This window comes from Streptomyces sp. NBC_00386, assembly GCF_036063235.1.
In the GTDB taxonomy this organism is placed as follows: Bacteria; Actinomycetota; Actinomycetes; order Streptomycetales; family Streptomycetaceae; genus Streptomyces.
This window is the reverse complement of record NZ_CP107950.1, coordinates 6,567,994-6,580,992: the sequence shown is the minus strand read 5'-3', so window position 1 is coordinate 6,580,992 and position 12,999 is coordinate 6,567,994. Positions and strand designations below refer to the sequence as shown.

12 protein-coding genes are annotated in these 12,999 nt (G+C 72.1%); 6 read left to right on the top strand and 6 right to left on the bottom strand.

Annotated features, from left to right (window positions below; translation table 11 throughout):
- Window positions 1-74: 74 nt before the first annotated feature.
- On the top strand, window positions 75-1,460 hold the full coding sequence (gene proP, locus OG780_RS28880) for a glycine betaine/L-proline transporter ProP (protein WP_328452992.1): 1,386 nt from the start codon (window positions 75-77) through the stop codon (window positions 1,458-1,460).
- Window positions 1,461-1,607: 147 nt separating this feature from the next.
- A complete protein-coding gene (locus tag OG780_RS28875; RefSeq protein ID WP_328452990.1) occupies window positions 1,608-2,279 on the top strand; it encodes an O-methyltransferase in 672 nt (223 codons plus the stop codon).
- 33 nt (window positions 2,280-2,312) lie between these two features.
- On the opposite strand, the gene OG780_RS28870 is transcribed toward OG780_RS28875, so the two are convergent.
- Window positions 2,313-2,708, bottom strand: a complete 396-nt coding sequence (locus OG780_RS28870; RefSeq protein WP_328452988.1) for a hypothetical protein — start codon at window positions 2,706-2,708, stop codon at window positions 2,313-2,315.
- A 120-nt stretch (window positions 2,709-2,828) separates the two neighbouring features.
- Between OG780_RS28870 and OG780_RS28865 the strand changes: the two genes are divergently transcribed.
- On the top strand, window positions 2,829-3,284 hold the full coding sequence (locus OG780_RS28865) for a J-domain-containing protein (protein WP_328452986.1): 456 nt from the start codon (window positions 2,829-2,831) through the stop codon (window positions 3,282-3,284).
- A gap of 259 nt (window positions 3,285-3,543) precedes the next feature.
- Here the strand turns inward: OG780_RS28865 and OG780_RS28860 are convergent, their stop codons facing one another.
- Window positions 3,544-4,338 carry a hypothetical protein gene (locus tag OG780_RS28860; protein WP_328452984.1) on the bottom strand — a complete coding sequence of 265 codons (795 nt, stop codon included), beginning with the start codon at window positions 4,336-4,338 and terminating at the stop codon, window positions 3,544-3,546.
- A gap of 14 nt (window positions 4,339-4,352) precedes the next feature.
- Complete coding sequence (locus tag OG780_RS28855) at window positions 4,353-5,210, bottom strand: hypothetical protein (RefSeq protein WP_443062225.1); 858 nt, start codon at window positions 5,208-5,210, stop codon at window positions 4,353-4,355.
- Window positions 5,211-5,390: 180 nt separating this feature from the next.
- Here OG780_RS28855 and OG780_RS28850 point away from each other — a divergent pair, with 180 nt between their 5' ends.
- Window positions 5,391-5,912 carry a GNAT family N-acetyltransferase gene (locus OG780_RS28850; RefSeq protein ID WP_328452982.1) on the top strand — a complete coding sequence of 174 codons (522 nt, stop codon included), beginning with the start codon at window positions 5,391-5,393 and terminating at the stop codon, window positions 5,910-5,912.
- Between the two features lie 3 nt (window positions 5,913-5,915).
- Here the strand turns inward: OG780_RS28850 and OG780_RS28845 are convergent, their stop codons facing one another.
- Window positions 5,916-8,093 carry an MDR family MFS transporter gene (locus OG780_RS28845; RefSeq protein ID WP_443062224.1) on the bottom strand — a complete coding sequence of 726 codons (2,178 nt, stop codon included), beginning with the start codon at window positions 8,091-8,093 and terminating at the stop codon, window positions 5,916-5,918.
- Window positions 8,094-8,260: 167 nt separating this feature from the next.
- Between OG780_RS28845 and OG780_RS28840 the strand changes: the two genes are divergently transcribed.
- Entirely contained in the window at window positions 8,261-9,661 is a 1,401-nt protein-coding gene (locus tag OG780_RS28840) for a peptidoglycan-binding protein (protein ID WP_328452980.1), read from the top strand.
- Between the two features lie 360 nt (window positions 9,662-10,021).
- Here OG780_RS28840 and OG780_RS28835 read toward each other — a convergent pair whose 3' ends face one another.
- Window positions 10,022-10,684: an HAD-IA family hydrolase gene (locus tag OG780_RS28835; RefSeq protein WP_328452978.1), complete on the bottom strand. Its 663-nt coding sequence runs from the start codon at window positions 10,682-10,684 to the stop codon at window positions 10,022-10,024.
- Window positions 10,685-11,255: 571 nt separating this feature from the next.
- Complete coding sequence (locus tag OG780_RS28830; RefSeq protein WP_326788064.1) at window positions 11,256-11,837, bottom strand: TMEM165/GDT1 family protein; 582 nt, start codon at window positions 11,835-11,837, stop codon at window positions 11,256-11,258.
- A gap of 483 nt (window positions 11,838-12,320) precedes the next feature.
- On the opposite strand from OG780_RS28830, the gene OG780_RS28825 reads away from it, so the two are divergent.
- Window positions 12,321-12,965 (top strand): HNH endonuclease family protein, encoded by a 645-nt coding sequence (locus OG780_RS28825; protein ID WP_328452975.1) that lies wholly within the window; start codon window positions 12,321-12,323, stop codon window positions 12,963-12,965.
- Window positions 12,966-12,999: the final 34 nt, after the last annotated feature.

The following is a 12,999-nucleotide window of genomic DNA, read 5'->3' as shown; positions in this document are numbered from 1 at the left end:
CCACGGGTCACCTGTGCGAACCCCCGGTCCGCCCCCGGGCGGACCTGTCCCCGTCCCCGGCGAAAGGAAGGCCCTTGCCGACCGCGACCCCGACAGCCCCCGCCGTACGCCTCCCCGCTCCCACCCGCCCCGTCTCCCCCGAGGTCACCGTCACCGACCCCGCGCTGGTCAGGCGCGCCGTGAAGGCGGCGGCGCTCGGCAACGCGATGGAATGGTTCGACTTCGGTGTCTACAGCTACATCGCGGTGACCCTGGGCAAGGTCTTCTTCCCCTCGGGCAACCCGACCGCCCAGCTCCTCGCGACCTTCGGCGCCTTCGCCGCGGCCTTCCTCGTCCGCCCGCTCGGCGGCATGGTCTTCGGCCCGCTCGGCGACCGGATCGGCCGCCAGAAGGTCCTCGCCCTCACCATGATCATGATGGCGGCCGGCACCTTCGCCATCGGTCTGATCCCGTCGTACGCCACGATCGGCGTCGGCGCTCCGGTCCTGCTGCTCGCGGCCCGTCTGGTGCAGGGCTTCTCCACCGGCGGCGAGTACGCGGGCGCCTCGACCTTCATCGCCGAGTACGCGCCCGACAAGAGGCGCGGCTTCTTCGGAAGCTGGCTGGAGTTCGGCACGCTGGCCGGATACATCGGCGGCGCGGGTCTGGTGACCCTCATGACCGCCCTGCTGTCCACCGACGACCTGCTGTCCTGGGGCTGGCGCGTCCCGTTCCTGATCGCGGGCCCGATGGGCGTCGTCGGGCTCTACCTGCGGATGCGCCTTGAGGAGACCCCGGCGTTCGCCGCGGAGCTCGAGAAGTCCGAGGCGGGCCGCCCCAAGGTGCCGCTGCGCGAGATGGTCACCGGCCAGTGGCGCACCCTGCTGCTGTGCATGGGCCTGGTGCTGGTCTTCAACGTCACCGACTACATGCTGCTGTCCTACATGCCGAGCTACCTGACCAGCGAGCTCGAGTACGACGAGACGCACGGTCTGCTCGTGGTCCTCGGCGTGATGGCGTTGATGATGGTCGTGCAGCCGTTCGCGGGCGCCCTGACCGACCGGATCGGCCGCCGCCCGGTGATCGCCGCGGGCTGCGCCGGCTTCCTCGCCCTGTCCGTCCCGGCCCTGCTGCTGATCCGCCAGGGCAGTCTGCTCGCCGTCGCGCTCGGCATGGGCGCCCTCGGCCTGCTGCTGGTCTGCTTCACCGCGGCGATGCCGGCCGCGCTCCCGGCGCTCTTCCCGACCCGGGTGCGCTACGGCTCGCTCTCGATCGGCTTCAACGTCTCCGTCTCGCTCTTCGGCGGAACGACCCCGCTGGTCGTCACCGCCCTCATCGGAGCGACCGGGAACATGATGATGCCCGCGTACTACATGATGGCCGCGGCCGTGATCGGCGGTGCGGCGGTCTGGTTCATGACGGAGTCGGCGGGCCGGCCCCTGCCGGGCTCGGCACCCGCCGTGGAACCCGCGAGCCGCTGACACCCGTGAGGCCCGAAGACCGTCGGCGCGCGGAGCCCGAAGGCCGTCGGCGCGGCCCCGATCCCGCTGGCACGCGGGAGCGCCGGCGGCTAGGTTCGGTCCCGGAAGTCCTTAGCGCATCTAACTAGGCTATGAAAGGCCCGGTGCATGAGCGAGTCTCAGCTCTGGAACGACGTCGACGACCACTTCACCAGCCTCCTGGCCCCCGCCGACGAGATCCTCGCCGCCGCGCTGCACGACAGCGAGGCGGCCGGACTGCCCCCCATCAACGTCGCGCCGAACCACGGGAAGCTGCTCCGGCTGATCGCCGAGATCCAGGGCGCCCGCCGCATCCTGGAGATCGGCACGCTCGGCGGTTACAGCACGATCTGGATGGGCCGCGCGCTGCCGGCCGACGGTCGGCTGATCACCCTCGAGTACGACCCCCGACACGCCGAGGTCGCCCGCGCCAACCTCGCGCGGGCGGGCCTCGACAAGATCGCCGAGGTGCGGGTGGGTCCCGCCCTGGAGACCCTGCCGAAGCTGGCGGACGAGAATCCGGAGCCGTTCGACCTCGTCTTCATCGACGCGGACAAGGTGAACAACCCCCACTACATCGAGTGGGCGGTCCGGCTCACCCGGCCCGGCAGCGTGATCGTCCTCGACAACGTGGTCCGCGGCGGAGCGGTCATCGACGGGTCGAGCACCGACCCGAGCGTGCTGGGCACCCGGGCCGCGCTCGAACTGATCGCCTCCCACCCGAAGTTGAACGGCACGGCGCTGCAGACGGTGGGCATCAAGGGGTACGACGGGTTCGCCCTGGCCCGCGTGGAAGCCTGACCCCCGGTCCCGCCCCGCACCGCCGCACCGGCCCTAGAGCTCGTGGTAGAAGCCCACGTTCACGGTGTGGGGCCCGGTGCGGTCCTGGATGACGAGCTCACCGGAGCCGCCCGCCGGGAGTCTGGCCGTCCCGCCGTACGGAAGCGGCTGGGGCTGCAGCCCCGTCAGGATCAGCCGGACCTCGGAGGACGGCTCCGCGTGGGAACCCCGGAGCCAGGTGACCTGCCAGGAGCCGTCCGGGCCGCACTGGAACTCCAGGTGGACCCGGGAGACGAACAGCCAGTCGTCGGGGGTCGCGAGACGGCACACGGCCCGGTCCCTGCCCACCCGCAGCATGGCTCCGGGATCGCTCGGCGCGTCGGCCATCTGCATCCCGGCCGTCGCTCCGACGTCCCCTCCGGACACCGAGGCCATGGTGAGTTCGAGCAACGCGCGCTCCTTCGTGAGGTGCTGGTCCGATTGTCCCGCCGGGGAACGTCGTTGCCCCGTCGCCGCCGCATGATAATTCGACCTTTCCCCTCGCCGTGTGACCTCCGGCACAATGGACTCATGACCGAGCGCAAGCCACCCGGTGTCAGCTTCGAGTCCTGGGTCGACCGACAGATCCGTCAGGCGGAGGCCCGCGGCGAATTCACGGAACTCCCCGGCGCGGGCAAGCCGCTGCCGGAGGTCACCGACACCCCGTACGACGAACTCTGGTGGATCAAGCGGAAGATGGCCCGCGAGGGTCTGTCGGTCCTGCCGCCCACACTGGCGCTGCGCAAGGAGGCGGAGGACGTGCTCGCGGCGGTTCCCGCGCTTCCTTCGGAGCGGGCGGTACGGCGGGCCGTCGAGGACATCAACGCCAAGATCCGCGAGGTCATGTTCAAGCCGCCGCCCGGGCCTCCGCTCGGACTCAAGCCGTACGACGTGGAGAAGATCGTCGGGGAGTGGCGCGTGGCCCGCGAGAGCCCGGCCCCCGGCGGCCCGGGGCCCGACGAACGGGGAGACACCGGCTCCGCGTGAGCCGGGGCGGACGGCGGAACGCCGGAGGCGGTCCGGCCGGAACCGTCGGCACGACGAACCCGGCGGCCGCCCCGGACGCGACCGAACGGCAGGGCGAACCTGAGCCCGACGGGCCGACGGGCCGACGGGCCGACGGGCCGACGGGCCGACGGGAGAGCCTGCGCCTGGCGCGGTGAGGCGGCGCGAAGGGCGTGAGGCCGCGTCCCGGGGCATGGTCCGGGACGCGGCCTCACTTCGCCGGGAGGGTGTCGGAGCCGGCTCAGAGCCGCAGGAGCCGCTCGGTCATCTCGCGGTAGTCCCGCAGGGCGAGCCGGAGCCGCTCGGTGTCCGGGTCCGTCGCCTTGCCCTCGCCGCCGGACTGCCAGGACGTACGCAGGGTGCGCCGCCGCCGGGTCACGGCCTCCGTGAACCGGTCCGCGAGTTCCTCCAGCACATGGTCGGCCTCCTCGACGGAGGCCTGCGGCCCGTCGATGAACCCGCCGACCGCGTGCCGCATCCGCAGTGAGAACTTGTCGTGCTCGTCCAGCGGCAGCATCCGCTCGTCCCGCCCGGCGGAGTCGCCCGCACGGTCCTGGGTGTCCGCCGAGCCGCCCCTGAGCGCTCCCCCGGCGTCACGGGGCACGGGGCGCGGCCCGGGGCCTTCGGGGGCCCCGGACGCGCGGGATGCGGGGCCGGCGCCCGTACGCCCCGCACGGCCGTCGCCCGGGGCCTCTCGCTCGTCGGTGTCGGCGCCCGTCGTCGCGCGGGCCGTCGCACCGGTCCCGGCCGGACGGACTGCCCGGTCGTCACCGTCGGTGGCGCGGCCGCCGTTCCTGTCCGGGGCGCCGTTCCTGTCCGGGGTGCCGTTCCTGTCCGGGGTGCCCGGAGCGGTCTCGGTGGGCACGGGGTCCACCTGGCCCTTCAGTGCTTCGCGGCGCGACACTTCCTCGGCCTCTCCGCGGTTCTCGTCCGCCCGGTCGTCCGAGGAGCGCCCGGCGGGTACCGGGGTCACACGGCCCTTCATGGCAGCGGCCTCGCGGGACGGGGTCCGCTCGCGATCCTGTTCTGGCTTCATGGTGCTCACCTTCTTCAACTCCCCTTCGCCTGACGCCTGGTGAAGGACCAGGGAAGGTGGGAGCGAGTGTCGGGGGTAGAGGTCCTGGTGCTGTTCTCGCCGCTCTCGGCGCTCTCTGTGGGCCCGGTGCTCCCGGCGCGCCCGGTGCTCTGCGTCGGCTCGGTGCGCCCGGCGCTCGCCGGCGTCGGCTCGGGCTCGGCGCGCCGGGCGTCCTTGGTCAGGGCGAACCGCTTGCTGCGCTCCGGACGGGCGGCCGGGGGCTCGCTCACGTCGTCCGTGTCGCGCGCCCGGCCGGGCGAGGTGTCCTCGCGGGTAGGGGTCAGCAGGTCGTCGAAGAGGTCGCGGGCCTCAAGCATGGCCTCGCGCAGCTTCTCGGTGTCGACGCCACCGTTCCCGTTCCCGTTCCCGCCGGTGCGGGCCAGTGCGGCCCGGTGCACGCGGCGGTAGCCGTGGACGTGGTGTCCGTGGTGGACGGAGAGAGCGGACACCTGCTCCTCGTAACGGTCCCCGTCGGGGAATCCGCGTGCTCCGGCCAGCTCGCCGAGCAGCCGGTCGGCCTCGGTCACCGCCTCCCGGGGCGAGTCGACGAAGCGTTCCTGGGCGGCCGTCCAGCCGGCCGCGTACCGTTCCCTGGCCGCGGGTTCCAGCGGCTGCGCCCGCAGTGCGCCGTGCCGCTTCACCCGCTCGTTGAGGTCGCGTTCGGCGGCCTGGGTGTCGCCGTCGTGCCGGGCGACGGTCCGGTCGTACTCCGGTCCGAAGCGCCGCCGCAGGGAGCGCCCGCCCGGCGGCCTTCGGGCGCGGAGGGTGAGGGCGGCCGCGACAACGGCAACGGCCGCCACGATGATCAGAGCGATGATCACGCCTGTGGACATGGGTGCCTTCCCGGGTTCTCGACCCAACGGGCCGGTTCCCGGACCGGGTTGCCCGGAACCCGCTCCTCAAACGGCCCCCGTGACGACGCGAGCCGTCAACGCCCCTTCCTCGTCGTACCGTTCGGCCGAGCTCGTTATCCGGTTGCGCACCGGGGGCGGCGCCCACCGACAATGGCGCCCATGACCCGATCGCCTTCCGGCCCACAGGACTCCTGGAGCGTGGCCCCGGAACCCTTCGACTCCCCTGCCGCCCGAGCCCTTTGGCGGGCGTACTACACGGAGGTCAGCGACCGGTGGTACCAGGTGCACGAAGGGCGTACGACGGATCCCGGCGAACTGGAGCGGGAGATCGCCGCGCGGACGGGCGCCGAGTTCACTCCGCCGGCGGGTGTGCTGCTGGTCGCCCGCCACGACGGTGAGCCCGGCGGCACGGCGGGGGTGCGGATGCTCGACGCCACGACGGGCGAGCTGAGCCGTGTCTTCGTCCGCGCGGACCTGCGCGGCAAGGGCGCGGCCCCGCTCCTGCTGGCGGCCGCCGAGACGGCCGCCCGTGGCCTCGGCGCCCGGCGGCTCGTCCTCGACACCCGCTCCGACCTCGTCGAGGCGCGGGCCCTGTACGCCCGGCACGGGTACGAGGAGACCCCGGCGCACAACGACGACATCTACGCCGAGCACTGGTTCCGGAAGGATCTGGCCGGCTGACGCTCAGCCCATTTCTCCCTGGGGCCGGGCGACCGGCGTCCCGGAGTAGGGGCGTTCCGCGTCGGAACCGCACATCTCCTCGTTCAGCTCCTCGACCAGTTTGGTGAGGTCGGTCGGACGGTCCGGTGCCCACCAGTCGCCGAGGAGTTCGGCGAGGGACTCCTCGCGGGCCCGTGACAGGTTCCCGGCGACGACGCGGCCCTCGTCGGTCAGGACCAGGTCCAGGCCCTCGCGGCGGGCGAGCCGGCGTTCCTCGATCTGGCGGGTGCCGGCCAGGACGACGTTCAGGGGCACGGCACTGTGCTCGGCCAGCAGAGCGGGTTCGGCCCACCCGTACTTCTTGATCCGCAGCAGCAGCCAGCTCGCCGCCGGCAACAGGTCGTAGCCCGCGCGCGCGGTGATCTTCTCGTAGATCTCGCGGCGCCCCTCCCGGGTGCCGAGCACGGACAGCGCCCGGCACACCTCGTCGTACGACGACCGCTCGACCGGGTTGCTGGCGAGTGTCTCCGTGACGTCGGGGGCCGTGACGGAGCCGCGCAGCTTGTCCTCGCGCAGGAACCAGGCCAGCACGAAACCGAGCAGGGCGACCGGGGCGGCGTACAGGAAGACATCGGTGATCGACGTCGCGAACGCGTGCAGGACGGGCGGCCGCAGGTCGGCCGGGAGCTGGGCGATCCCCTTCGGGTCGGCCTTCAGGGAGTCCGTGGTGATGCCGGGTGGAAGCTGCTGCCCGCCCAGCGCCTTCGTCAGGTTGTCGCCGAGGCGGCCCGCGAAGACCGTGCCGAAGATCGCGACGCCGAACGAGGCGCCGATGGACCGGAAGAAGGTCGCCCCTGAGGTGGCGACGCCCAGATCCTCGTACGACACCGCGTTCTGCACGATGAGGACCAGCACCTGCATGACCAGGCCGAGACCCAGGCCGAACACGAAGAAGTACACGCTCATCTCGCCCGTGCCGCTGTTCTCGTCGAGCTGGTGCAGCAGGAGCAGGCCGAGGGCGGTGATGCCGGTGCCGGCGACCGGGAACACCTTCCAGCGGCCGGTACGGCTGACGATCTGACCGGAGACCGTGGAGGACAGCAGCAGCCCGAACACCATCGGCAGCATGTGCACGCCGGACATCGTGGGCGAGACGCCCTGCACGACCTGGAGGAACGTCGGCAGATAGGTCATCGCGCCGAACATCGCGAACCCCACGATGAAGCTGATGATCGCGGACAGCGTGAACGTGTGGACCCGGAACAGCTTGAGCGGCAGAACGGGTTCGGCCGCGCGCCGCTCCACCGCGACGAAGGCGACGGCGAGTACCACGCCGAGGACCACGAGCCCGATGACCTGCGGCGAGCCCCAGTCCCAGGTGGTGCCGCCCAGCGAGGCCACCAGGACCAGGCAGGTGGCGACCGCGGCGATCAGGAACGTACCGGCGTAGTCGATGACGTGCCGTGCCGACTTCCTCGGGATGTGCAGGACCGCGGCGATCACCGCGAGCGCGACGACACCGACGGGCAGGTTGATGTAGAAGACCCAGCGCCAGCTCAGGTGTTCCGTGAACAGCCCGCCGAGCAGCGGCCCCAGCACACTCGTCGCGCCGAACACCGCTCCGAACAGCCCCTGGTACTTGCCGCGTTCACGCGGCGGGACGAGGTCGCCGACGATGGCCATCGACAGCACCATCAGCCCGCCGCCGCCGAGTCCCTGCAACGCGCGGAAGCCGATCAGTTCGCCCATGTTCTGCGACATGCCGCACAGCGCCGACCCGATCAGGAAGATCACGATCGCCGTCTGGAAGAGCTTCTTGCGGCCGTACTGGTCGCCGAGTTTGCCCCACAGCGGGGTCGCCGCCGTCGACGCGAGCAAGTACGCCGTGACCACCCAGGACAGGTGCTCCAGGCCGCCGAGGTCGCTCACGATGGTCGGCAGCGCGGTGGACACGATCGTCTGGTCCAGCGCGGCGAGCAGCATGCCGAGCAGCAGGGCGCCGATGGACACGAAGACGCCGCTGCCGTGCACCGTGTCCCGGGCGTCGGTCGCCGCCGCGCTGCGGCGGCGCACCGCGGACTCGCTCAGCTCGACCGAGTCGTGCAGTCCGGGCGGCTCGCCCGTGCCGCCGCCGGCCGGCGCCTCCGCCCCGTCCGGCCCCTGGCCGGACGGTGTGTCGGAACCGTGCGCGTCCCCGGTCATGCGGCCTCCCTGAGCACCGAGGGTCCCGGTCACCCTCCATCCTGATCGGTGTGTCCTGTTATGGCCTGTCGAGGCAACCGGAATCCACGATTCAGGGGGGCTGCTTGAAGGTTGTATGAAGGTCGTCCGGATAATCACTGGAGTTTTCAGGGGGGAGGGACCCACTCGTGACTGAACCGACCGGGCATGTCTGCCCCGAGTGCGCCGCACACCGGGCGCAGGACGGCACCCCGTCCTGCGCCTGCACCCGCAGGGCGTCCGACGCCCTGCGCGACGAGCGCTCGGCGGAGGCCGCGGCGGCGGAGGACTTCAACCCGCTGCGCATACGGCCCTACGTAGAACTGGGCCCGGAGTACTCCGGGCACATCGGAGGAGGCTGGGAGCCGGCCGAGGGCGTCGGCGCCCCGGGTCCGGCCGGCCAGGCCACAGGCCCCTGGCAGGCCGCCCCGACGGCCGGAGAGCCCTGGGCGGCCGCCGAAGCGGGCACCTGGGCGCAGGAGGGCACCTCGGCGCCCGTGAGCACCCATGGGGCACATCCGGGCGGCGGGGGCTGGGGGGCCGCCGCCACGCCGGTGAACGGTGACGACCCGCGCTTCCACGGCGGCGCACCGGTCGGCGGCGTCGAGCCGACGGGCTCCGTGGCCGGCGCCCAGCCGGTCGGCGGGATGCCGATGCAGGCCGCGGGCGCAGAGGACGCGGCCGCTTCGACCATGCAGCTCGCCGCGATCCCGGCCGACGCGACCATGCGGCTGGCCCCGGTACCGGCGGATGCCGCCCCGCGCTCGGCACCGTTGCCGCCCGAGGTGACCACGCCGTCGGCACCGATGCCGGCCGACGCGACCATGCGGCTGAAGGCGCTCCCCTCGGAGGCGCGCGCCACCGACGTCCGCCTCTTCCACGAGAACGCGCGCGCCTCGGGGCCCGGCCAGGAGGCCTCGCCCGCGGGCCGGGCCAGGCGTCGTCGGCGCAGCGGTGTCCTGGCCGTCACCGGAGTCGTGGTGACCGTGGTGGCCGCGGCGGGGGTGGCGAGCGGCCTGCTCTCCTACGACCCTCCCGCGCGGGACGAGGGTCAGCCGAAGGACGTCAGGGCGAGCGCCCCGGACGTCCTGTCCGACACGGCCTCCGCGGTGCCGTCGGCGAGCGCGTCCTCGACGGAGTCCGCCTCGGCGTCCGCGTCGGCCTCACCGAGCACGAGCCCGTCGCCGTCGGCGTCCGAGTCGGACACGTCGGCGTCACCGTCCTCGTCGGCCACGGCGTCACCGACGTCCGCGCGGCCGAGCCCGACGGCGACCCCGACGGGATCCGTGGCGTCCACCGGGGGCGGCGGTCCGAACGAAGTGGCCGGGCCCGCCCTGCGGCGCGGCGACAGCGGGTCCGAGGTGACCGAGCTCCAGCTCCGGCTGAGCCAGCTGAGGATGTACATGCGGAAGGCCGACGGCCAGTTCGACCGCCACCTCGAAGACGCCGTGCGCTGGTACCAGTGGTCGCGGGGCATCTCAGGAGACGACCCCGGGGTGTACGGCCCGGCCACACGGGCGAGCCTGGAGGCGGAGACGTCCCAGCCGTAACCCGGGTTCGCTTGCGCCGGCGTCTGCGGGTCTCGGTCCGGTGGGGGGTCGGGGCCGTGCCGGTGCATCAGCCCGTCGCCGTTGGGTGAGGCGTGGCCGTCGGTGGCGACGGGCATCGATGTACCGGCACGGCCCCTCCCGCGCGTGGCCGACTGCGGGTGCGAGATCCAGTCCGTCCGAGCCAGTTTTTTGGTCGCGGGGGAAGTTTCAGCCCCTCCGGCGTTTGAGGAGCGGGGTCCGGGGCGGAGCCCCAGGTACGGGACGGGCAGGGGCGGAGGGGGCGAAAAACCACCCTGCGCCCGGCCCGACTCCGTCGCCGTCCCCGGAGGGGATCCGTATCCCCAGCCGGTGCTGAGGACCTCAGCCGATGTGAAGGCGGACGGTGCCGTCTCCGACGACCTCGACCCGCACCTCGGTCAGATCACGGACGAACACGTCCGGCCCGTGGATCCCGGCCCGGGGACCGACACCCACGACCCGCATCCCGGCGGCCCGCCCCGCGGCGATCCCCGCTCCGGAGTCCTCGAAGACGACACAGTCCTCGGGCGCGATCCCCAGCTCGGCCGCCCCCTTCAGGAAGCCTTCGGGATCGGGCTTGCTGGCGCCGACGGACTCGGCGGTGACACGGACATCGGGAAGCCCGAGCCCGGCGGCGGCCATCCGCCCGCTGGACAGCGCCACATCCGCCGAGGTGACGAGCGCGTGCGGCACTCCGGCCAAGGAGGCGAGGAACTCCGGCGCACCCGGGATCGCGACGACGCCCTCCATGTCGGCGGTCTCCTCGGCCAGCATCCGCGCGTTGTCCGCGTGGTTCTGCTCCATGGGACGGTTCGGCAACAGCACCGCCATCGAGGCGTACCCCTGCCTGCCGTGAACGACCTTCATGACCTCGTCCCCGTCCAGCCCGTGCCGGTCGGCCCAGCCGCGCCAGCAGCGCTCGACGACGACGTCCGAGTTGACGAGGGTGCCGTCCATGTCGAGCAGGAGGGCGCGGGCGGTCAGAACTGTGGTGGCCGTGGTCATCGGCAGGCTCCAAAACGCAGACAGGGGGACAAAAGCACCCCCGGGAAACAAGGCGGCCCCGCCCGCCGGTCAGGGAGATGCGGACGGGAACCACTTTGTTCCTACAACATACAAAACAACGCCGCCCAGCGCCACCGCCCCCACCCCAGACACCGGCCCCACTCCCCTCCGGGGGGGCGACGGGAGCAGGTCCGGACGCAGGGTTTTCGCCCCCTCCGCCCCTACCCGACCCACACCTGGGGCTCCACCCCAGCCCCCGCTCCTCAAACGCCGGAGGGGCTGGATCTTGCCCCGGCCGGGGCTGAAACTTCCCCGGCCGGGGCTGAAATCCGGACCGGCCACCACAACGCACCCGCAGACGGGATCCGACGCGAGGGGCCGTGCCGGTACATCGATGCCCGTCGCCACCGACGGCCACGCCTCACCCAACGGCGACGGGCTGATGCACCGGCACGGCCCCGACCCACAACGCACCCGGCACCGACACCCGCAGACGCCGGCGCAAGCGAACCCGCACAGACACCGCCCCGGCAACACCCCCAACCCCTGGTGAAGCCGGCGCAGCGAACCCTCAGGCAGCCACAGCCTCGTACAAGCTCCAGGCCCCCAGCCCCAGCATCAGCACAGCCGCCACCTTGGTGATCAACGACAGCGGCACCCGCTTCATCAGCGCCTTGCCGCCCACGATCCCCAGCCCCGCGACGGCCCACAGTCCCAGCACCGCGCCGAGCCCCACCGACAGCGGGTCGTCGTACCGCGCGGCGAGGTTCGCCGTCATGATCTGCGTGAGGTCGCCGAACTCGGCGACGAGGATGAGCATGAAGCCCGCCCCGGACACCTTCCAGAAGCTCTGGTTCGCCGGCTTGCGGACCTCCTCCTCGTCCTCGTCCTTCTTCATCAGCAGCACCGCGGCGCCGCCGAGGAAGAGCACGCCGGTGACGGCGTGCACGATCTGCTGCGGCAGCAGCGTCAGCACACTGCCGGCCGCGACGGCGAGCGCCACATGGACGGCGAACGCGGCGGCGACACCGACGAAGACGTACGAGGCGCGGTAGCGCGTGCCGAGGACGAGGCCGGCGAGCGCGGTCTTGTCCGGCAGCTCGGCAAGAAAGACGACACCGAAAACGAGCGCCATCACGCTGAAGCTGATCAAAATCCCTCAATCGGTCGGGCTGCCCCGCCGAGAGTGTTGCGATTGCGCGTGCTGTGACTGCGCGACACCTCGGCACGGCAGCACACAGCAACGCCCGCACCGGGAGGCACGGACACAAGCGCCCACGCCGGAAAGGCCCGGCAGGGCAAGTGCACTGCTTGCCGAAGGTCTCGCTGGCCGGTCTCGTGATCGAGGCCTGCCTCCGGGCGCCGGCTCAGACGAGCTGAGCAGTATGTCGACGGTCCGGCGAAGAGCTACTCCCCTTCTGCGCCGTCCATAGTACGCGACCCGCGCGGCGGCCCCACAGGGCCGGAAGTCCCCCGGGTCCCGGACGTCCTCACGCCGGAGAAAGTTCTGTCATGAACCTTGTTATGTCATGCACGCGTCATTATTTTCTAACCGCGCACTTACCTCACGGCAACACGACGCCGCGAGCATTCGTTCGCCCGCACTCCAACACCCCCACACCACAAGGGAGTTCGCATGCCAAAGGTCTACGCGCGTCGACGACTGAGCATACTCGCAGGCATCACGGGTCTGATAGCCATGGCCAGTGTTTTCACCGGCCCGACCGCCTCCGCCGCCCTCCCCACCCCGGTCAGCGCGGCCACCGCCCGCACCTACCTCGCGTCCCTCACCGTCGCGACGGAGAGCCGCACCGGCTACGACCGTGATCTGTTCCCCACCTGGATCACCATCAGCGGCACCTGCAACACCCGTGAGTACATCCTCAAGCGCGACGGTTCGAACGTCGTCACCGACTCCGCGTGCGCGTCCACCAGCGGCAGCTGGTACTCGGTGTACGACGGCGCCACCTGGACCGCCGCCTCCGACCTCGACATCGACCACCTCGTACCGCTCGCCGAGGCCTGGGACTCCGGCGCCAGCGCCTGGACCACCGCCCAGCGCCAGGCCTTCGCCAACGACGTGACGCGCCCCCAGCTCCTCGCCGTCACGGACAACGTCAACCAGTCCAAGGGCGACCAGGACCCGGCCACGTGGATGCCCTCGCGCACCGCGTACGCCTGCACCTACGTCCGCGCCTGGGTCCAGGTGAAGTACTACTACAACCTGAAGGTCGACTCCGCCGAGAAGTCGAAGCTGACCTCGGTCCTGGCCGGCTGCTGACCGCACCCCGACCCGCACCCTCGGCGCAGACCGG

What these genes read in the sequence shown, in the direction of transcription:
- OG780_RS28825 (WP_328452975.1), top strand. Translation starts at nt 12,321, where the DNA reads ATGCCAAAGGTCTACGCGCGTCGACGACTGAGCATACTCGCAGGCATC.
- OG780_RS28855 (WP_443062225.1), bottom strand. Translation starts at nt 5,210, where the DNA reads ATGTCCACAGGCGTGATCATCGCTCTGATCATCGTGGCGGCCGTTGCC.
- OG780_RS28835 (WP_328452978.1), bottom strand. Translation starts at nt 10,684, where the DNA reads ATGACCACGGCCACCACAGTTCTGACCGCCCGCGCCCTCCTGCTCGAC.
- OG780_RS28850 (WP_328452982.1), top strand. Translation starts at nt 5,391, where the DNA reads ATGACCCGATCGCCTTCCGGCCCACAGGACTCCTGGAGCGTGGCCCCG.
- OG780_RS28875 (WP_328452990.1), top strand. Translation starts at nt 1,608, where the DNA reads ATGAGCGAGTCTCAGCTCTGGAACGACGTCGACGACCACTTCACCAGC.
- OG780_RS28845 (WP_443062224.1), bottom strand. Translation starts at nt 8,093, where the DNA reads ATGACCGGGGACGCGCACGGTTCCGACACACCGTCCGGCCAGGGGCCG.
- OG780_RS28865 (WP_328452986.1), top strand. Translation starts at nt 2,829, where the DNA reads ATGACCGAGCGCAAGCCACCCGGTGTCAGCTTCGAGTCCTGGGTCGAC.
- OG780_RS28860 (WP_328452984.1), bottom strand. Translation starts at nt 4,338, where the DNA reads ATGAAGCCAGAACAGGATCGCGAGCGGACCCCGTCCCGCGAGGCCGCT.